The sequence below is a fragment of the Mycobacterium sp. Root135 genome (genome assembly GCF_001426545.1).
Taxonomy (GTDB): Bacteria; Actinomycetota; Actinomycetes; order Mycobacteriales; family Mycobacteriaceae; genus Mycobacterium.
In genome coordinates this window covers 445,615-465,920 of sequence record NZ_LMEZ01000009.1, presented here as the reverse complement: position 1 = coordinate 465,920, position 20,306 = coordinate 445,615, and the positions used below count along the sequence as shown (strand labels likewise).

General features: G+C 69.1%; 16 protein-coding genes. 6 read left to right on the top strand and 10 right to left on the bottom strand.

Annotation, left to right across the window (positions count from 1 at the left end):
- Positions 1 to 78 precede the first annotated feature (78 nt).
- A complete protein-coding gene (locus tag ASD37_RS27955; protein WP_056559539.1) occupies positions 79 to 1,665 on the top strand; it encodes a CdaR family transcriptional regulator in 1,587 nt (528 codons plus the stop codon).
- Positions 1,666 to 1,847: 182 nt separating this feature from the next.
- Entirely contained in the window at positions 1,848 to 2,738 is an 891-nt protein-coding gene (locus ASD37_RS27950) for a DUF559 domain-containing protein (protein ID WP_056560031.1), read from the top strand.
- A gap of 27 nt (positions 2,739 to 2,765) precedes the next feature.
- Here the strand turns inward: ASD37_RS27950 and dapC are convergent, their stop codons facing one another.
- Both dapC and fdxA read right to left on the bottom strand, forming a co-directional pair.
- Complete coding sequence (gene dapC / locus ASD37_RS27945) at positions 2,766 to 3,878, bottom strand: succinyldiaminopimelate transaminase (RefSeq protein ID WP_056559535.1); 1,113 nt, start codon at positions 3,876 to 3,878, stop codon at positions 2,766 to 2,768.
- A complete protein-coding gene (gene fdxA, locus ASD37_RS27940) occupies positions 3,875 to 4,201 on the bottom strand; it encodes a ferredoxin (RefSeq protein ID WP_056559534.1) in 327 nt (108 codons plus the stop codon). Before fdxA ends, dapC begins: the two co-directional genes overlap by 4 nt.
- 272 nt (positions 4,202 to 4,473) lie before the next feature.
- On the opposite strand from fdxA, the gene ASD37_RS27935 reads away from it, so the two are divergent.
- Both ASD37_RS27935 and ASD37_RS27930 read left to right on the top strand, forming a co-directional pair.
- Positions 4,474 to 5,037 (top strand): PadR family transcriptional regulator, encoded by a 564-nt coding sequence (locus ASD37_RS27935; RefSeq protein WP_056559531.1) that lies wholly within the window; start codon positions 4,474 to 4,476, stop codon positions 5,035 to 5,037.
- A complete protein-coding gene (locus ASD37_RS27930; protein WP_056559528.1) occupies positions 5,027 to 7,048 on the top strand; it encodes an NADPH-dependent 2,4-dienoyl-CoA reductase in 2,022 nt (673 codons plus the stop codon). The genes ASD37_RS27935 and ASD37_RS27930 overlap by 11 nt, the downstream gene beginning before the upstream one ends.
- Positions 7,049 to 7,111: 63 nt before the next feature.
- Here the strand turns inward: ASD37_RS27930 and ASD37_RS27925 are convergent, their stop codons facing one another.
- The 4 genes from ASD37_RS27925 to ASD37_RS27910 form a co-directional block, all read right to left on the bottom strand.
- Positions 7,112 to 7,660 (bottom strand): YceI family protein, encoded by a 549-nt coding sequence (locus tag ASD37_RS27925; protein WP_056559525.1) that lies wholly within the window; start codon positions 7,658 to 7,660, stop codon positions 7,112 to 7,114.
- 81 nt (positions 7,661 to 7,741) lie between these two features.
- Positions 7,742 to 8,875, bottom strand: coding sequence for a P1 family peptidase (locus ASD37_RS27920; RefSeq protein WP_056559523.1), 1,134 nt, complete (start codon positions 8,873 to 8,875; stop codon positions 7,742 to 7,744).
- 38 nt (positions 8,876 to 8,913) lie between these two features.
- Complete coding sequence (locus ASD37_RS27915) at positions 8,914 to 9,375, bottom strand: DUF2231 domain-containing protein (RefSeq protein ID WP_056559520.1); 462 nt, start codon at positions 9,373 to 9,375, stop codon at positions 8,914 to 8,916.
- A gap of 80 nt (positions 9,376 to 9,455) precedes the next feature.
- Positions 9,456 to 12,044 carry a bifunctional FO biosynthesis protein CofGH gene (locus ASD37_RS27910; protein ID WP_056559515.1) on the bottom strand — a complete coding sequence of 863 codons (2,589 nt, stop codon included), beginning with the start codon at positions 12,042 to 12,044 and terminating at the stop codon, positions 9,456 to 9,458.
- Positions 12,045 to 12,264: 220 nt separating this feature from the next.
- Here ASD37_RS27910 and ASD37_RS32585 point away from each other — a divergent pair, with 220 nt between their 5' ends.
- A complete protein-coding gene (locus tag ASD37_RS32585; protein ID WP_056559511.1) occupies positions 12,265 to 13,419 on the top strand; it encodes a hypothetical protein in 1,155 nt (384 codons plus the stop codon).
- On the opposite strand, the gene ASD37_RS27900 is transcribed toward ASD37_RS32585, so the two are convergent.
- Positions 13,416 to 13,847: a hypothetical protein gene (locus ASD37_RS27900; protein ID WP_056559508.1), complete on the bottom strand. Its 432-nt coding sequence runs from the start codon at positions 13,845 to 13,847 to the stop codon at positions 13,416 to 13,418. The two genes, ASD37_RS32585 and ASD37_RS27900, sit on opposite strands and share 4 nt — an antisense overlap.
- 138 nt (positions 13,848 to 13,985) lie before the next feature.
- On the bottom strand, positions 13,986 to 14,879 hold the full coding sequence (gene mshB / locus ASD37_RS27895; protein WP_056559505.1) for an N-acetyl-1-D-myo-inositol-2-amino-2-deoxy-alpha-D-glucopyranoside deacetylase: 894 nt from the start codon (positions 14,877 to 14,879) through the stop codon (positions 13,986 to 13,988).
- 22 nt (positions 14,880 to 14,901) lie between these two features.
- On the opposite strand from mshB, the gene ASD37_RS27890 reads away from it, so the two are divergent.
- Positions 14,902 to 16,140 (top strand): chloride channel protein, encoded by a 1,239-nt coding sequence (locus tag ASD37_RS27890; RefSeq protein ID WP_056559502.1) that lies wholly within the window; start codon positions 14,902 to 14,904, stop codon positions 16,138 to 16,140.
- Here the strand turns inward: ASD37_RS27890 and ASD37_RS27885 are convergent.
- Together ASD37_RS27885 and typA are read right to left on the bottom strand one after the other, a co-directional pair.
- Positions 16,124 to 17,962, bottom strand: coding sequence for an ABC transporter family substrate-binding protein (locus tag ASD37_RS27885; RefSeq protein ID WP_156721163.1), 1,839 nt, complete (start codon positions 17,960 to 17,962; stop codon positions 16,124 to 16,126). The two genes, ASD37_RS27890 and ASD37_RS27885, sit on opposite strands and share 17 nt — an antisense overlap.
- A gap of 85 nt (positions 17,963 to 18,047) precedes the next feature.
- A complete protein-coding gene (typA, locus tag ASD37_RS27880; RefSeq protein ID WP_056559497.1) occupies positions 18,048 to 19,949 on the bottom strand; it encodes a translational GTPase TypA in 1,902 nt (633 codons plus the stop codon).
- Positions 19,950 to 20,306: the final 357 nt, after the last annotated feature.

Here is a 20,306-nt window from a genome sequence, read left to right as displayed (position 1 = left end):
CAGCGTCTCTCATCGAGGGGTCTGGACCTTTGGCCGATCGGACAAACTACGTCCGTCCACCAAGTAGCATCGGCCAACGTGAAGCCTCCCGGTGTGGGACTGGGCCAGCTGCTGCTCGCGCTGGACGCGACCATGGTGACCTTGGTCGACGCCCCACGCGGTCTCGACCTGCCGGTTGCTTCAGCCGCGTTGATCGACGCCGACGACGTCCGCCTCGGACTGGCGGTCGGCGCCAGCTCGGCCGACGTCTTCTTCATCCTCGGCGTCGGCGACGACGACGTGCTGGCCTGGCTGGTTCAGCAGACCTCCCGGCGGGTGCCCGCCGCGATCTTCGTCAAGGAGCCGTCCGACGCGGTGGTGGCGCGCGCCGTCGCGGTGGGCACGGCCGTCGTCGCCGTCGAACCGAGGGCCCGATGGGAGCGGCTGTACCGGCTGGTGGACCACGTCTTCGACCATCACGGCGACCGGGCGGACCCGCGCTACGACCCGAGCACCGACCTCTTCGGTCTGGCGCAGTCCATCGCCGACCGCACCCACGGCATGGTCAGCGTCGAGGACGTGCAGTCCCACGTGCTGGCCTACTCGGCGTCCAACGACGAGGCCGACGAGCTGCGCCGCCTGTCGATCCTCGGCCGCGCGGGACCGCCCGAGCATCTGGCCTGGATCGGGCGGGCCGGCATCTTCGACGCGCTGAGGGCCACCGGCGACGTCGTCCGCGTCGACGCCAGGCCGGAACTGGGCCTACGGCCGCGGCGCGCGGTCGGCATCCATCACCTCGCGTCGGGCCGCGGGCGTGGGCCCGTGTTCGCGGGCACCATCTGGCTGCAGGAGGGTTCCCGGCCGCTGGCCGAGGACGCCGACGACGTACTCCGCGGCGCGGGAGTGCTTGCCGCGCGGATCATCTCCCGGCTCGCGGCCACCCCGTCGACCCACGCGGTGCGCGTGCAGGAACTGCTCGGCCTGCGCGAGGCCTCCCTCGACGACGCGCAGGTGGCCGACGTGGCGCGTGAACTCGGCGTCGTGGCGGACGGGCGAGTCGCGGTCATCGGCTTCGACGGCGCCGCGGGTGCGCCCGGCCGGCTCGCCGACGTCCTTGCGTTGAGCGCCAGCGCCTTTCGTCGGGATGCACAGGTGGCCGCCGGCCCGTCGCGGGTCTACGTGCTGTTTCCACACTCCGGCAAGGTCTCGGCGGTGTCGTCGTGGATCCGCGGCACCATCGGCGCCCTGCGCAACGAGCTGAGCCTTGAGCTGCGGGCCGCGATCGCCACTCCGACAACGGGTCTCGCTGGGGCTGCCGCCGCACGGGCGGAGGTCGACCGCGTGCTCGACAGCGCCGAACGCCACCCCGGCGCGATCGGTCAGGTGACCTCGCTGGCCGAATCGCGGACCACGGTGCTGCTCGACGAGATCGTCACGATGATCGCCGCCGACGACCGCCTGGTCGACCCGCGGGTTGGCGCGCTGCGGGAGAAGGACCCCGTCCTGGTGGACACCCTACGGGCCTACCTCGACGCGTTCGGTGACGTGGCGGCGGCCGCGGCGGGGCTGCACGTCCACCCCAACACGGTGCGGTATCGCGTCCGGCGGATCGAGGAGATTCTGGGGAGCTCGCTGGCGGATCCCGACGTGCGGCTGCTGCTGTCACTGAGCCTGCGGGTGCCCTGACCCTCTTCCCTCTTGCCGCCGAGTGTGGACTTGTGTCACGCCAACCCGCATGCCGGCGTGACACAAGTGCACATTCGGCGGGTTGTGCACAGTCGACGATTCATCCACGAGATGCCGGCAATCCCGCCCGCGACGGGCGAGGGCGGGTGGTGGGCAGTGGTTGCGTGGGTCGCGTGCACCCGATCACCGGACCCTTCGTCGGCACCGAAGCCCTGGCCCGCGGCCAATTCACCCGGCGGACGTTGCACAGTCGCAACCAGGTGATCCATCGCAACGTGTTCCTGCCCGCCGGCCAAGAACTGACCGCACGTGATCGAGCCGTCGCGGCCTGGCTGTGGTCGGGGCGGCGCGCCACGGTCGCCGGGCTGTCGGCCTCGGTGCTGCACGGCTCGCAGTGGATCTCCCCGGACGAGCCCGCCGAGCTCACCAGGACCGAAGCCAGCGCGAACGGCATCGTCGTCCACCGCGAGACTCTGCTTGACGACGAAGTGACGACGGTCGACGGCATGTCCGTCACCACGCCGGCCCGGACCGTCTTCGACCTTGGCCGCCGAAAGGGGTTCGAGAGGGCGGTGATTCGAGTCGACGCGCTCGCCAACGCCTGCGGCGTCGACGCCCCGCTGGTGCACCCGCTGGTCGAAGCGCACCGCGGGGCGCGAGGGCTGGTACAGCTTCGCGAGGTCCTCGACGTGATGGACGGTGGCTCGGAGTCACCTCAGGAGACGCGGACTCGGCTGTTGTTGATGGAAGCGAACTTTCGAGCGCCGAGCACTCAGATCGACGTCCTCGACGACGTCGGCTACCCATTCGCCCGGGTCGACATGGGGTGGGAGGAGTTTCGGGTCGGCGTCGAATACGACGGGGCACAGCACTGGACCGACCCCGCCCGATTCGCGCACGACATCGACCGGCACGCCGTCCTGACTGCGCTCGGCTGGCGAATCATCCGCGTCAGTGCCGACCTGTTGCGCCATCGACGGACGGTGATCCTGCAGCGAGTGTTCGCCGCACTAGACGCAGCGGGGTGTCCGTGGCTCCACGAATGTGCAGTTATGCCACGCCTACTCGCATGACGGCGTGGCAAAACTCCACACTCGGCGCTAAAGAGTTAGGCGGCGGGCCGCGGCGTCGATCCGCTCGTCGGTGGCCGTCAACGCCATCCGCACGTGCCGAGCGCCGCGGGGACCGTAGAACTCGCCGGGCGCCACCAAGATCCCGAGGTCGGCAAGCGAGGCGACGGTGTCCCGGCACGGCTCATCGCGGGTGGCCCACAGGTAGAGCCCCGCCTCGGAGTGGTCGACGGTGAACCCGGCGGCACGCACCGCAGGCAGGAGAACCTCTCGGCGACGGGCATAGCGCTGCTTTTGCACCGCCTCGTGTGCGTCGTCGTCGAGCGCGGCGATCATGGCCGCCTGTATCGGCGTCGGCACCATCATCCCGGCGTGCTTGCGCACCGCGAGCAGCTCGGCCACCACCGCGGGATCGCCCGCGACGAAACCCGCGCGATAGCCGGCCAGCGACGAGGTCTTCGACAGCGAATGGATCGCGAGCAGGCCGGTGTGGTCGCCGTCGCACACCGAAGGGTGCAGCACAGACACCGGAACCGCGTACGGATCCCAACCGAGGCCGAGGTAGCACTCGTCGGAGGCGACCAACGCGCCTCGACTCCTCGCCCACTGCACGACCTTGCGCAGGTGCTCGACGCCGAGCACCGCACCCGTCGGATTGCTCGGCGAGTTCACGAAGACGAGCTTGGGGACGCGCGGTCCGAGCTGGGTCAGCGAATCGGCGGCCACCACCTCCGCACCAGCCAGGCGCGCGCCGACGTCGTAGGTCGGATACGCCAACTCCGGCACCACGACGACGTCGTCACGGGAGATGCCGAGCAGCGTCGGCAGCCAGGCGATCAGTTCCTTGGTGCCGATGACCGGCAGCACGGCGTCCGCGGCGAGTTCGGTGATCCCGTAGCGACGGCGAAGTGCCTCGACGGCCGACGCCCGAAGTGCCGGTGTTCCGGCCGTCGTCGGATAGCCGGGGGCCGAACTGGCAGCCGCCAAGGCGTTTCGGATGACGTCGGCTACGTCGTCAACCGGTGTGCCGACGGACAGGTCGACGATGCCGTCGGGGTGCGCCCTGGCCTTGGCCGTGACGTCAGCCAGGGTGTCCCAGGGGAAGACCGGCAACGACGCCGAAAGGCGCCCGAACTGGCTCAGCTGTCCTCACCCTGAGGCGGCATGTCCTTGATCGCCTGGGGGTCGTTGTCGGTCTGACCGACCTTCGACGCACCGCCGGGCGATCCCAGCTCGGAGAAGAAGTCCGCGTTGTGCTGGGTGTAGCCGCCCCACTGGTCGGGGACGTCGTCTTCGTAGTAGATGGCCTCGACCGGGCACACCGGTTCGCAGGCGCCGCAGTCCACACACTCATCGGGGTGGATGTACAGCATGCGTGCGCCCTCGTAGATGCAGTCGACGGGGCACTCTTCGATACATGCCTTGTCTTTGATGTCGACACAGGGTTCGGCAATGGTGTACGTCACTGATGTCTCTCCTGTCCAGTGGGCTGCTGGTCGGTTGGGACCTGGGTGGAACCTGATGGACCACCGAGAAGCCGAAGCAAGTATGCGATGCCCGTACCTGGACGCCTGTCTCAGTGTGTCCTAACTTCGCGCGCCGCCCGTAAGGGTGGCCCACGGTTACTGATACTAGACGTAGCACATACAAGTCGCCTAGTCGCTTTCGTCACGTTTCGCCTTGTCGCCCATGTGCAACTGGTTGCACAGTACCGGCGGTAACGCCTACGCTGCCGAACGTGGCACTCCCGCACGCGATTCTGGTGTCGCTGAGCGAACAGACGGGCTCGGGATACGAGCTGGCCCGACGGTTCGACCGCAGCATCGGCTACTTCTGGGCCGCCACCCATCAGCAGATCTACCGAACCCTTCGGACGATGGAGGCCGACGGTTGGGTGCACGTCGACGTCGTCGCGCAGAGCGGAAGACCCGACAAGAAGGTCTACGGCGTCACCGACACCGGCCGCGACGAACTGCGGCGCTGGATCGCCGAGCCGCTCACCGGCCGCGGCAGCGCGGTGACCGACTCACGAACGCGCGACCTGGCGGTGAAGATCCGTGGCGCGACCTACGGCGACACCGATGCACTACGCGCGCAGGTACTCGAGCTGCGCGACGAGCGGACACGACAACTCGACGTCTACCGCGGTTTCGAGAAGCGCCAATTCCCCGACCCGTCAGCGCTGACCGGCGCTGCGATGCACCAACACCTGGTGCTGCGCGGCGGCATCCTCGCCGAAGAGGGGTCACTGCACTGGCTGGACGAAGTACTCACCGCCCTGGGAGGACCAGATCGTGACTAGGTATCCGAACCTGCTGTCCCCCTTGGACCTTGGCTTCACCACCCTTCGCAACCGGGTAGTGATGGGCTCGATGCACACCGGCCTCGAAGACCGAGCCCGCGACACCGACCGGCTGGCCGCCTACTTCGTCGAGCGCGCCCGCGGCGGGGTCGGGCTCATCATCACCGGCGGATACGCCCCCAACCGCACCGGCTGGCTACTGCCGTTCGCCGCCGAGATGCTGTCGCCGTCGGACGCCCGACGTCATCGCCGCATCACCGCCGCCGTGCACGACGAGGGCGGCAAGATCCTGCTTCAGATTCTCCACGCGGGACGCTATGCCTACCATCCCCTTTCGGTCAGCGCATCGTCGATCAAGGCGCCGATCAACCCGTTCCGGCCGCGGCGACTTCGCAACGTGGAGGGCACCGTCGACGACTTCGTGCGCTGCGCCCTGCTGGCCCGCGAGGCTGGGTACGACGGCGTGGAAATCATGGGCAGCGAGGGCTATCTGCTGAACCAGTTCCTCGCGCCGCGCACCAACAAGCGGACCGACGCGTGGGGCGGAACCGCCGAGAAGCGCCGCCGGCTGCCCGTGGAGATCGTGCGACGCACCAGGGAAGCGGTCGGGCGCGACTTCGTCATCTGCTACCGCATGTCGATGGCCGACTACGTCGACGACGGGCAGACCTGGGACGAGATCGTCGCGCTCGCAATCGAAGTCGAGGCCGCCGGCGCGACCATCGTCAACACCGGCATCGGCTGGCACGAGTCCCGGGTGCCCACCATCGTCACGTCGGTGCCCAACAGCGCGTTCGTCGACGTCAGCAACGCCCTGGCCCAACACGTCCAGATACCCGTCGTCGCGTCCAACCGGATCAACATGCCGCAGGCCGCCGAACAGATCCTCGCAGACGGGGCGGTCCAACTGGTGTCGATGGCACGACCGCTGCTGAGCGACCCCGACTGGGTGAACAAGGCCGCCGCCGACGCCGCCGCCGAGATCAACACGTGCATCGCCTGCAACCAGGCCTGTCTCGATCACGCCTTCGTGCACAAGACGGTGTCGTGTCTGCTCAACCCACGCGCGGGTCACGAGACCACCTTGATGCTGGGTCCGACCAAACGGAGCAAGCGGATCGCCGTCGTCGGAGCCGGACCTGCCGGGCTGGCGGTCGCGGTGACGGCTGCCGAGCGGGGCCACGCCGTGACGCTGTTCGAGGCGTCCAGCGCCATCGGTGGCCAATTCGACTTGGCCAGAAGGATTCCCGGCAAGGAGGAATTCACCGAGACGATCCGCTACTACACCGCGATGCTCGCCAAGCACGGCGTGGACGTGCGGTTGAACACCCGCGCCGGGGTTCGCGAGCTGGGGAACTTCGACGACGTGGTGCTGGCCACCGGGGTCGTGCCGCGGGTGCCCGACATCCCCGGCGTCGACCACCCGATGGTGCTGTCCTACGCCGACGCGATCCTCGGCGCACCGATCGGCGACCGCGTCGCGGTGGTCGGCGCGGGCGGCATCGGTTTCGACGTCAGCGAGTTCCTGGTCACCGCGCAGGCGGGGATGAACGTCAAGGAATGGCAAGCGGAATGGGGCGCCCTGAACCCACAGGACGCCCCCGGCACGCGCGGCGGGCTGACGACGCCCATCCCGCTGCCGCCGGTCCGCGAGGTCTACCTACTGCAGCGCAGCAAGGGCGCCCAGGGCCGTGGCCTCGGGAAGACCTCGGGCTGGGTACACCGAGCGTCGTTGAAGGCCAATGGCGTTCAACAACTGTCGGGCGTGAACTACGAACGCATCGACGACGACGGCCTGCACATCAGCTTCGGCTCCGACCACTCGGACCCACGGCTGCTCGCCGTCGACAACGTCGTCATCTGCGCCGGGCAGGAGTCGGTCCGTGATCTGGCGGACGGGCTGCGGCGCAACGGCGTCCAACCACACGTCATCGGTGGGGCGGACGTCGCAGCGGAGATCGACGCCAAGCGCGCGATCCGCCAGGGCACGGAGCTCGCCGCCCGGCTGTAGCCGCCTCGATTCGTGCACGCGCAGTTGCGGCGACCGCTACTGCGCGTGCACAAATCGCACGAACTAGGCCTGCTTCAGCGCCTCGATCTCGAGGGTGATGGTGACCTTGTCACCGATGACGGTGCCGCCGGTCTCCAGCGGCATGTCGATGTCGACGCCGAAGTCCTTGCGGTTGAGCACGACCGTCGCGGTGAAGCCGGCGACCTCGCCGTGGCCCATGCCCGGGTTGACGCCGTTGAACTCGAGCTTGAGGTCGATCGGCTTGGTCACGCCCTTGAGGGTGAAGTTGCCACCGAGGACGTAGTCGTCACCGTCGGCGCGCACGTCGGTCGAGACGAAGGTGGCGGTGGGGTGGTTCTCGACGTCGAAGAAGTCGGCGGCCTTCACGTGCGCGTCACGCTGCTCGTTACCGGTGTTGACCGAGTCGACGGCAATCTCTGCGGAGACAGACGGGGTGCCGTCCTCGGCAACCACGATCGCGCCGGTGAACGCCTCGAAGCTGCCGCGCACCTTGCTCACCATCAGGTGCCGTACCGAAAAACTGATCGACGAATGGGCGGGGTCGATGGCCCACGTGCCGGTGCTCAGGGCGCTCGCTACCGATGCAGTCATGTCTGTTTCTCCTTGGCTTGGGGCCGGCCTACCCGGCACCTCTTCAGGATAAACGGACCATGGTCCACATTTGTTCCGGGCCTAGCGCAGCAGTTCCGTCAGCGCTTCGATCGGCAACCGGGGGGACCGATGCCCGTCGCGGCCGACCATGTCCTCGTTGACCACCAGCGCGTTGAGCACCGCTTCCTCCACCGACTGGACGACGGCCGTGTAGAACGCATCCATCCGACCCCACGGCAGGAACCGCAGCGAGCCGAACTCGTCGTCGGCGGGCGACTCGATCGGAAAGGCGCTCTGCAGCCCGTCGGCCTCCGCGGTCGAGAACGCCAGGAAGATGTCGCCGGAGAAGTGGCTGCCCGTGGTCCCGGTCCTCGCCAAACCCAACGGCACCCGCCGCGCCAACGCCTTGCACTGGCCGGGCAGCAGCGGCGCGTCGGTCGCGACGACGACGATGACGGAACCGGCGCCAGGCGGGGGCCGCAATCCGAGATCCGCCGCGAACCAGTCCGAGTCCAGCGGATTCTCGACGTCCAGCAGCGACCCGACGGGCCGGCCCGCCACGGTCAGCTCGGCGCGGGCGCCGAAGTTCGCCTGCACGAACGCCGCGACGGTGAACTCGTGCGCTCCGTACTCGACGACCCGCGACGCAGTTCCGTTGCCGCCCTTGAATTCATAGCAGTTCATCCCGGTTCCGCCGCCGACCGAACCTTCCGCCACCGCGCCGGAGGCAGCCGAATCCAGCGCCTGCTCAACGTGTTCGGGCCGTACGTGCCCGCCGTTGATGTCGTTGAGATAGCCGTCCCACGTTTCACCGCAGACCGGTAGCAGCCATTGGCGCGCCACCCGGGGCGCCACGCGGTTGACCCAACTCACGACGCCGGTGTGACAGGCGCCGACGGCATGCGTATTCGAAAGCACGACGGGCAGATTGAAGGCTCCGGACTCTTCGATCCACGTGGTGCCGGTCATCTCACCGTTGCCGTTGAGTGAGTGCCACCCCGCCGCGCACGGCCGCCCGACGCCGTCGCGTCCGCGGGGCAGGATCGCGGTGACGCCGGTGCGCACGCCGTCACCCTCGATCAAGGTGACGGTTCCCACTTCGACACCGGGGACGTCGGTGATCGCGTTGAACGGACCGGGCCGGCCGGCCAACGGGATGGCGAGGCCACGAGCGCGGGGACGGCCGTCGGCGGTGTCGGTCTGGGGTGAAGTCACCCCCTACGAGTAGCACGCCCGAGCCCAACTCGCGCGGATCAGCCCCGTTCGCCCCACACAGCTTGGGCACCCGCGTCGCCAATCCGGACGACCGTCACGATCGAGGACACCCCCACGACGAGAGCCGCCACCGCGACGACGACGGTCGCGACCTTACGTGGCGTGTCGGACCGGTTCTCCAGGACGTGCAGCACCGCCTGGGCGACGGCGACCACCAGCAGCGCGACGGAGAAGTAGATCATCCAGTCGCCGCGCTCGGCGTGCTCCAGCAGGATCGGGCGCGGCTGACCACCGCTCTTCAACAGCCACTCCCCGGCCTCGGTGGTGATGGGCGTCAACACCGTCGTGACGGCGGCGAGGGCCAACACCAACCACACCAGGCGGCGGCGCGCGGCGGGCCAAAAGCCGCACAGGATTTCGAGCACCGCGACGAGCGGCGCGAGCACCACGATGGCGTGGACGAGCAGGGCGTGCGCGGGTAGGCCGGCAATCGTTGTCAAGGGGGCTCCTCGGTTCGGGGCTGTCCCTCTGTATACGTGCCGGACCTGTTACCGGTTCACGACTTGCGCGATTTCCCGCGTCAGGCGACCAAGGCGTCGTAGGTGGTGGAGCGTTGACGTGCCGGGCGGCCGATGCCCTCGGCGATCGACACCAGCTCCTCGACGGACTTCGCCGACCCGTTCTCCGAGCCCGCCATCCGCGAGATGGTCTCCTCCATCAAGGTGCCGCCCAAGTCGTTGGCACCACCACGCAGCATCACCTGGGTGCGCTCGACGCCGAGCTTGACCCAACTGGTCTGGATGTTGGAGATCCTGCCGTGCAACATGATTCGAGCCAACGCATGTACCGCGCGATTGTCGCGGTGCGTGGGCCCCGGCCGGGCGCCGCCCGCCAGGTACAGCGGCGAGGACTGGTGCACGAACGGCAGCGGCACGAACTCGGTGAAACCACCGGTGCGGTCCTGGATGTCGCGCAGCACGTTGAGGTGCCCGACCCAGTGCCGCGGGGTGTCGACGTGGCCGTACATCATCGTCGAACTGGACCGCAGACCGACTTCGTGGGCCGTGGTGATGACCTCGATCCACGCCGAGGTCGGCAGCTTGCCCTTGGTCAGCACCCAGCGCACTTCGTCGTCGAGGATCTCCGCGGCCGTCCCGGGAATCGAGCCGAGCCCGGCTTCCCGCAGATTCGTCAGCCACTCGCGGATCGACGTCCCGCTCTTGGTGACGCCGTTGGAGATCTCCATCGGCGAGAAGGCGTGCACGTGCATCGACGGCACCCGGGCCTTCACCGCACGAACCAGGTCGGCGTACCCGGTGACGGGCAGCTCCGGATCGATGCCGCCCTGCATGCAGACCTCGGTGGCACCGGCGACGTGGGCTTCCCACGCGCGGTCGGCGACGTCGTCGGTGGACAGCGAGAAGGCGTCGGCGTCACCCTTGCGCTGGGCGAACGCGCAGAACCGGCACCCGGTGTAGCAGATGTTGGTGAAGTTGATGTTGCGGTTTACCACGAACGTCACGTCGTCCCCGACCACGTCTTGTCGCAACGAATCGGCAAGCGCGGCAACGGCATCCATGGCCGGGCCGTCGGCGGTGGCCAGCGCGTGATAGGCGTCGTCACTCAGGCCCGCGGGGTTGGACTCCGCGGCGCGCAGTGCGGCCAGCACGTCGGTGTCGATGCGTTCCGGGGCCCGGGCCGCGAGCTCGTCGACCTTGGCCCGGATGGACTCCCAATCGCCGAACGCACTGCCGAGGTCGCTGCGCGTCTCGGTGAGCCGGCCTTCGGAGTCGATCGCGGTGTTTAGGTCGGTGCGTCCCAGCGACTCGGTCGCCTCGTCGGGTTCCTGCCACGGGCGCCCAACCGGGTTGACGTCGCGGGCGAAGCCGGTCTCCGGATCGGCCAGCGCGTCGACGTGTCCTCGCACCCGGGGGTCGATCCACGCCGCACCGGCCTGCACGTACTGCGGCTGCGCGGTCAGACGTTGCACCAGGTCGTAGCCGGCCTCGGCGGTCACCGCGGCGAGCTCGTCCAGTGCGGGCCACGGGCGTTCGGGGTTGACGTGGTCCGGGGTCAGCGGCGAGACGCCGCCCCAGTCGTCGACGCCGGCGCCGATCAGCGCCAGGCACTCCTCGCGCGACACCAGATTCGGCGGTGCCTGGATGCGCATCTTCGGGCCCAACACCAGCCGGGTCACGGCCACCGTCGCCAGGAAGTCGTCGATTCCCGTGTCCGGCGTGCTCGCCATCGCGGTGTGATCCTTGGCCCGGAAGTTCTGCACGATCACTTCTTGTACGTGGCCAAACTCCTTGTGGGAGCGGCGAATCGCATGCATGGTCTCGGCGCGTTCGGTGAGGTTCTCACCGATGCCGACGAGGAGGCCGGTCGTAAAAGGCACCGACAGCCGGCCCGCGTCGTCGAGCGTCCGCAGACGCACGGCGGGATCCTTGTCGGGGCTGCCGTAGTGAGCCAGGCCCTTCGTCTCGTACAACCGCCGTGACGTGGTCTCCAGCATCATGCCCATCGACGGCGCGACCGGCTTGAGCGCTGAGAGCTCCGACCAGGTCATCACGCCAGGATTCAGGTGGGGCAGCAGGCCCGTTTCCTCCAGGACCCGGATCGCCATGGCCCTGACGTAGGCCAGCGTCGAATCATATCCGCGTTCGTCGAGCCACTGCTTGGCTTCCGGCCACCGCGCCTCGGGCCGATCACCCAGGGTGAAAAGTGCTTCCTTGCAACCCAACTCGGCACCACGACGCGCGACGTCGAGAATCTCGTCGGGCTCCATGAACATGCCCTTGCCCGCCGCCCGAAGCTTTCCGGGGACCGTGACGAAGGTGCAGTAGTGGCAGGTGTCGCGGCACAGGTGCGTGATCGGGATGAACACCTTGCGCGAATAGCTGACCGGCAGCTTGCCGGTGGCGCCCACCCGGCCCGCCGCGGTCAGACCCGCGTCGCGCACCCTGGCCGCGCTGGCCATCAGGTCCTCGAGGTCCGCGCCGCGCACCGTCATCGCGATCGCGGCTTCGTCGACGTTCAGTGCCACCCCGTCACGGGCACGTCGCAAAACACGCCGCACCGCGGCGGGCGACGGCGCACTCGGCCCCGCCGGGGCCGGAGGCACGACGGGAATGGGCAGATCGGCACCACGCTGGGGGTTCAGAGCCACTCCCCTGTAACCCCGTGGTCGTCCGAAATCATCCGCGCGTCCCACAATCTGAAACCACTGCCACAGGCATACCGGCCACAGTAGCGCCAGAACGGCCCCGAGTTGCAGGGCCATCTCGCTCCGACGAGGGGTGCGACCGCGTAACTTACCGAGCAGCGGCATCGGCGACGGATCTCGGGGGAGCACATTCATGGGTGGATCTATCGGTTCTTGCCTTCGCGTGGGTGTCGCCACGCTCACCGCGGCGGCCGTCGTGGCAATCCCGCCGACCGCGCCCGCCGCTGCGCCAACGGGTTCGACCGCCGTCGCCGCGCAGGTGCAGCCGGCACCGCGGGTCGAGCTGGCCGCAGCCGTGCGCTCACTGATCGCGACGCCACCGAATCCCGCGCACTTCGCCGCCGCGACCGCGGCCATGGCGCGGATCGACCCCGCAGGCTTGTCCCCCGCGATCGACGCCCCCGCCACCCTCAACGCGGCTTCGGACGCCATCGTCTCCGGCTACCAATTCCTCCGCTACTGGGTGACCTACGGGGTCCAGCTCGCCGATTACGCCCTCGGCTTCGTCCCGTTCGGGTACGCCATCGCCGACCAGGTCAACATCTTCTACTACAACCTGATCCTGCCGATCTCCGACAGCATCGTGTACCAGCTGGTCGTCCCCGTGGTGAACGACCCGCTGAACCTGGCGTCCTACGTCAACGGCCTCATCGCGGTGGGGCAGACGTCGGTCAACGCCGCGATCAACACCGGTGTCGCCGAGTTCAACTACTTCTTCGGCTGGCTGATCCCGCCGCTCCCGCCGCGGCCGCTTGCGGCGGCGCGGGAGATGCCGGTCGTCGAGGATGCGTCAGCGGTCAAGGAGATTCAGGAGGCGCCGGAGGCCGGGGAGACCCCAGAGACGGGGGCCGAGCCGTCCGAGACGGCTGAGCCCACCAAGACCGCGGAGCCACCGGAAACGGCTGAGCCTTCGGAAACCGCCGAGCCGAGCCCGACGGCCAAGCCGAGCCCGACCGCCGAGCCGAGCCCCACCGCCGAGCCCAGCCCCACCGCCGAGCCCAGCCCAACCGCCGAGCCGTCTGAAACACCCGAGGCCACCGCGTCGCCCAAGCCGCCCACGACGACCGCGGTCGGCGGCGTGCAGGCCCAGGGCGAGGTGCGCGGCACGACCGGCACCACCGGCACCACCGGCACGACGACCACCACGGCCACCACGGCCACCACGGCCACCACCACCGGAACCACGACTAGCACCGGAACCACGACGGGAACGCACCCCACGACGGCGACCGCGCCCGCCGCGGAGCCGGACACCGAAACGGCGAACTCCCCCACCGGATCCGATACACCCAGTCCCGCGGGGAACGACGAAGGCTAGGCGGCGACCCTCGACGTCAGCCGCCACAGGAAGTAGGCCGGCGGCCCGCCGCCGAGCACCACGAAGATCACCGGCGCCAACTGCATGACCCCGGCGCCGCTGAGGACGATGTCACCACCCGGCCCGCCCAACGTCAGCCCGAGAGTGGTGATCAACCAGGCCCACAGCGGCAGCGCCGCGAGTCGGGGCGACGACTCCCACTGCAACGCCGCCCACACCAGGGCCAGGTTCAGCAAACCGCTGATCAGGCCGCTGACGGGCACCGGAATGGCACCGACGTAGAGCGGCAGGAAGAAGGCGCCGACGACGGCAGACAGAACCCCGTCGAGCGTGAGAACGGCCAGCGCGGCGAACCGCAGCCGGCCAGAAGATCGAGTGGTCAGGTGGGAACGCTGTCGAGCAGGCCGACCATGCCGCCGATGACCCACTGAAGGCTGTCCAAGCGATCCTGCCAATGTTGCAGGTTGGGATCCAGATCCGGGTCCATCGCCATCCCTTCGTCGGGGTCGCTGATCGATCACAGCGGGGGCCGCTAATCGATCGAAGCGTACCCCTTCTCGACGTTGCTATCCCAGGTTCACGCCGGCTAAAAGATCGGTTTCCCAACCTCGACCGTCCCGTGGGCCTGCCGTGCCCTCGACCAGCACGTAGTACTCATCGGCAGGAATCGGTAGCGCGACGTTGTTCGACAGCGTGCACGCGCGGCCGCCCGGTTCGACCGTCACCTGCGTGGCGTGGGCTCGGAGCGCGGCGACCTTGGCGTCGCGGCTCTCCGGCGCCTCGACCACCGCGTCGACGTCCGCGTCGTCGATCGCGCCGACGACGGCGGCGAAGTCGTCGGCCGACACCCGGATCCACTCGGCAGGCAGATCGAGGTCGGCGAGTTCCCGCATGCCCGTTTCGACCGCGGTGCGCGCCATGACGGTCCAGTAGAACTTGGGCACCTGCCACGGTTCGCCGGGGTGACCGGTTCCGGCCGCGGCGGCGACGGCAGCCGTCGTCACCTCGTGGGCGCGGATGTGGTCGGGGTGGCCGTAGCCGCCGTTGGGGTCGTAGGTGACGACGACGTGGGGACGCAGGTCGCGGATGACGGCGACGAGCGCCGCGACCGCCTCGGCCGGATCGGCGTCGACGAACCTCTGCCTGCCGTCGCGGGCCGGGGTGCCCGCCATGCCGGAGTCGCGCCACCGCCCCGCACCGCCGAGGAAGCGGGGGCCGTCGACCCCCAATTCGCTTAGCGCAGAGGTCAGTTCGCTGATGCGGTAGCCGCCGAGCTGATCGGCTGCGTCGGCAGCCAACTGTGCGTAGCGGTCACCGATCACCTCACCCTCCTCGCCGAGGGTGCAGGTCACCACCTGAACCTGGGCGCCGCGGGCCACGTAGTGGGCGATGGTGGCACCGGTGGTCAGCGTCTCGTCGTCCGGATGCGCGTGGACGAACAACAGTCGTGGATTCTCCATCCCCACAAGATAGGTTCACCCCGTGACGCGGCGCACCGTTGAGTACGGCTGTGCCGTCGTGATGATCGGGCTGTTGGCCGGCGTGGCTGGCGCGGCCACCACACTCCTGCTGCACGGGGTGGAACACCTCGTCTACCACTACTCGTTTGGCACGCTGCTGACCGGCGTCGGCGGCAGCAGCCCGGTCCGGCGCGCCGTCGGACCGATGATCGGCGGCACGCTGGCCGGCTTCGGGTGGTGGCTGTTGCGCCGCGGCGGCGACGTGCCGGGGCTGTCCGCGACCATCGCCGAGCACCGACCGATCCCGAGGTGGCGGATGTCGGCCGACGCGGGCCTGCAGGTGCTCCTCGTCGGCGCCGGGGCGTCCCTGGGCCGCGAGGGTGCGCCCCGCCAGCTGGCCGCGGCCCTGGGCGACTGGGGTACGTCGCGGTGGTCGCTGACCCCGAGGGACCGCGAGATCCTGCTCGCGTGCGCGGCGGGGGCGGGCCTCGGTGCGGTGTACGGCGTCCCGGTGGGCGGCGCGCTGTTCGCGGTGCGCATCGTGCTCGGCACGTGGCATCCCCGCGCGGTGGGCACGGCGCTGATCACCTCGAGCCTGGCGGTCGCGGTGTCCTCACCCGTCACCCACCTCGAGCACTCGCTGGTGTGGCCCGATCCGAAACTGTCGTACCTGTTCGTGTTCCTCGCCTGCGCGATAGCGCCGCTGTCCGTCGCCGTCGGGTTGGCGTTCGACAAGGTGACGTCGCTCGCGCGGCCCCGGCCGCAAATGCGGTCGTGGCTGCTGATTCCCGCGATCGCGCTCGCGGGCCTCGCGACGGGCGTCTGTTCGATCTGGTGGCCGGAACTTCCGGGCAACGGACGCAGCATCCTGACCGTCAGCGTCGACGCCAGCCTGACGCTCGGCGGCGCGGCGGTCATCCTGTTCCTCAAACCGCTGCTGACGGCACTGTTCCTGAGGGCGGGCGCGGTCGGCGGCATGATCACCCCCGCGCTGGCGACCGGGGCCGCGGCGGGCACCGTCGCCACCCTTGCCCTGAATCACGTGGCGGGCACTCACTTTCAGGTCGCCGCGGTGGCACTCGCCTGTGCTGCAGGCGTTTTGGCGATCACCCAACGTGCACCGCTGTTCGCCGCGCTCTTCGTCTGGGAACTCGCACGACCGCCGGTGTGGCTGTTCGTCGTCTTCGCCGCCGCGGCGTTCACGTCACACGGCATTCGCATTCTGCGCGAACGCAATTCGACTGCTACTGCGGTCCCTTGACCCAGTTCCCCGCGTCGCCGACGATGCCGACCGGGACGGCGCCCGACAGGCTCACGTTCTGCACGTTCGGTGCCGCGGCGACGATGGTGGTGTCCTGCAGGATCGGCAGGACGGTCGCCATGTTCCACAATCTCGGTTCGACCGCGGTGAGCACGTCGCCGATCGGCTGGCTGCCGTCGAGCGCGGCGTCGATGTTCGGCTGGATGCTGCGGTCGCAGATGCCGGTCAGGTTGCTGGGGGCCTGGACGAGCTGATCGGGACCCGACGGGGACTGGGGTTCCGACGGGGGTGTCGTCGCCGTGGCGGTGGTGGTAGTCGAGCGCGGCGGGGTGGCCGACGTCGTCGTCGACGGGATCGGAGTCGGGGTGCCGCTCGGCGGGGCGGTGGGCACCGCGGTCGCCTCGAGCGCGGGGCAGCCGAAGCGCGACGCCAACGCGGTCGCGAGATCGCCGCCCGCCTGGTGCCAGCCGACGATCGCGTCGACGCGGTTCTGGGACAGCGCGTCGCCGTAGAGCGCCGGCGGGTCGAGCGCCAGGACTGACGCCGAGATGCCGACGCTGCGCAGCTGGTCGGCGGCGGTGTTGGCGACGGCCACCGACGTCGGGTCGTTGGCCGCGACCCCGAGCACGAATCGCAACTGCTCGCCGTCCTTGCTGATGCGCCCCCTGGTCGGCGGTGGCGAACCCGGCGTCGGCGGCGGCATCGGACTCGTCGAGGACACCTCCTGCTCGACGACGTAACCGCTGGCCTTCAGCAGGTCCAGAGCGGCCTCCCGGGGCAGGGCGGGCGGCGCGGTCGGTGCGTACCCCGGATCCGACGGTGACCGCACCTGCGCCTGAGCCAGCGTCACGGTGTTGTCGCTGCCCGCACCGACGGAGGCCAGCAGGTCCACGTCGAGCAACCCGAGGATCGCTTTGCGCACCTGGGTGTCCTGAAGAGCCGGTTGCTGGGCCCGCAGCGTCACCTGCATCACGCGCGGCGTGACGATCCGCGCGGTCCGGACGTCGGGGATGGCCCCGAGTTGGACGAACGCGGATTGACCGCCGTGCACCTGGGCAACCTGGGTGTCACCGTTGCGGATCGAGTCGGCGAGCACGGCGGGCGCTCCACCGCGGCGGAACAGGATCTGATCCGGTTTGGCGGGCTGACCCCAATACCGGTCGTTGCGCGCCAACAGGATCTCGTCGCGCTGCGGATCGATGGAGTCGACGCGGAACTGCCCACCGGTCACCGGAAGAGCCCTGAGCAGCCCGGCCGCGAACCCGCCCGGCACGTCCTTGACGATGTGGGCGGGAAGGATGTCGTTGAACAGTTCCCGCCACGCCGGGTAGGCCTGGGAGAACGTCACCACGGCGGTCTTGCCGCCCGCCAGGGACTGGACTCCGGTGATGAGGTCGTACCCCGCCGGGTCGACGACGCCTGGCGCGCTGACCATCTGACGCCACAGGTACCAGTAGTCGTCGGCGGCGATCGGCGCGTTGTCGGTCCACTGGGCTTCGGGCCGGATCTTGTAGGTGACGGTGAACGGATCCTCGCTCGTCACCTCCGCCGACTCGAGCATGGTGGGGTCGAGTTCCCACCGCGAGCCCGTCGGCGACTGCGGATCGGGGATCGGGCGGAACGAACTCGGCAGCACCAGGGACGCGATGGCCGCGTTCACCGGCGACTGGTCCGACAGCAGGTGAGGGTTGAACCCCGGCCCGATGGCGTCGATCGCCATGATGATCTGCGACGCCTTGAGCGGCGGCGGTGGTGTGCTCTCCGCCGTCTCGGTGCTTTGCGGCGCCGGCGGCGGGCTGACGGTACAGGCCGCCACCAGCATCAACGTGGCAGTCAGAGCACCGGCGACGGAGCTTATTCGTCGCAAGTTCGTCGGCACGCCCTTCAGGCTATCGGGCCGCGCCGAGTCAGTTGCGGGCCTTCAAGCGCGACTTAGAGCGGGCCCGGGTCGTCGCGGCCAACTCCACCTTGCGGACGCGGACCACCTCGGGGGTGACCTCCACGCACTCGTCCTCGGCGCAGAACTCCATCGCCTGCTCCAGACCCATTTCCAGCGGCCGGGCCAGCGTTTCGAAGACGTCGGCGTTGGCCGAGCGCATGTTGGTGAGCTTCTTTTCGCGGGTGGCGTTGATGTCGAGGTCCTCGGCGCGGGGGTTGATGCCCACGACCTGGCCCTCGTAGGTGTCGTCACCCGGCACGACGAAGAACTGGCCGCGGTCCGACAGCTGCGTCAAGGCGAACGGCGTGATCTTGCCGGTGCGGTCGGACACGAGCGAACCGGTGTGGCGGGCCCTGATCTCGCCGGCCCACGGGCGGTAACCGTCGAACACGGCGTTGGCGATGCCGGTGCCGCGCGTCAGCGTGAGGAAGTCGGTGCGGAAGCCGATCAGCCCGCGGCTGGGGACGATGAAGTCCATGCGCACCCACCCCGCGGCGTGGTTGGCCATCTCCTCCATGCGGGCCTTGCGCGCGGCCATCAGCTGCGTGACCGCGCCGACGAACTCCTCGGGACAGTCGATGGTCATCGATTCGAACGGCTCGTGCAGCTTGCCGTCGACCATCCTGGTGACCACCTGCGGCTTGCCGACGGTGAGCTCGAACCCTTCGCGACGCATCTGCTCCACGAGGATGGCCAGCGCCAACTCGCCACGGCCCTGGACCTCCCAGGCGTCGGGGCGGTCGATGTCGACGACCTTGATCGACACGTTGCCGATCAGTTCGCTGTCCAACCGGGCCTTCACCATGCGGGCGGTCAGCTTGTGGCCGGACACCTTGCCGGCCAGCGGCGAGGTGTTGGTGCCGATGGTGACCGAGATGGCGGGTTCGTCGACGGTGATGCGCGGCAGTGCGTGCGCGTGGTCGACGTCGGCGAGGGTGTCGCCGATCATGATCTCGGGCATACCCGCGACGGCGACGATGTCGCCCGCCACCGCTTCGTTGGTGCTGGTCCGCTCGACGCCTTCGGTGGCCAGGAGTTCGGTGATCTTCGCGTTGGTGATGACGGGATGGCCGTCCACTTCGCGCATCCACGCGATCTGCTGGCCCTTCTTGATCCGACCCTTGTAGATGCGGATCAGCGCCAGGCGGCCGAGGAACGCCGAGGCGTCGAGGTTGGTGACCAGGGCCTGCAGCGGGGCCTCGGGGTCACCCTCGGGCTCGGGGATGTGCTCGAGGAGCACGTCGAAGAGCACGTCGAGGTTCTCGCCGTCGGGGTTCTCACCGTTGGCTGGCTGGGTGGTGCTGGCGATGCCTGCGCGACCCGAGGCGTAGAGCGTCGGCAGGCCGAGCGCGAACTCGGCGGCCTTCTGCGCTTCTTCGTCCAAGTCGGATGCGACGTCGAGCAGCAGGTCGTGGCTCTCGGAGACCACCTCGGCGATGCGGGCGTCGGGACGGTCGGTCTTGTTGACGCACACGATCACCGGCAGGTGCGCGGTCAGCGCCTTGCGCAGCACGAAGCGGGTCTGCGGCAGCGGGCCCTCGGACGCGTCGACCAACAGCAGCACGCCGTCGACCATCGACAGGCCGCGCTCGACCTCGCCACCGAAGTCGGCGTGGCCCGGGGTGTCGATGACGTTGATGACCGTCATGGAGCCGTCGGGATTGAGGCGATGCACGGCGGTGTTCTTCGCCAGGATCGTGATGCCCTTTTCCTTCTCCAGGTCACCGGAGTCCATCAGGCGCTCGACGGAGTCGTCACCGCGGTGCGTCAGCGCTCCGGACTGCCGGAGCATGGCGTCGACGAGGGTGGTCTTACCGTGGTCGACGTGAGCGACGATGGCGACATTGCGAAAGTTGGGGCGGGAATCCACCTCCAGATTGTCGCAGCGTAGGTATGCAATCGCGAAAACGGCGGGTTTCGCCCGCGCGCATGGAGAGGGACAAGTGAAGCCGTCGGAGTTCGCCACGCTCAAGGCGAAGAAGAAGTGTTGTCGCAGCAAACCCCGCTGTAAACGCTGCCCACTCGTTCTCCACAAGGTGCACAAAGCCGAACTCTCGGGTATTCGCGGCAAGGAGTTGGAGAAGGTCTTCAAACGCGCCAGAAAGGCGTGATGAGCTGCGCGGATGCCGTCGTCATGCGCCGCGGAACCCGGTAGCGACGCGACCGTTCACCAAGGTGGGCCACGACGCGCCGCCGAGGTGGCCGCCGGTGGTCGAAGCCACGCCCG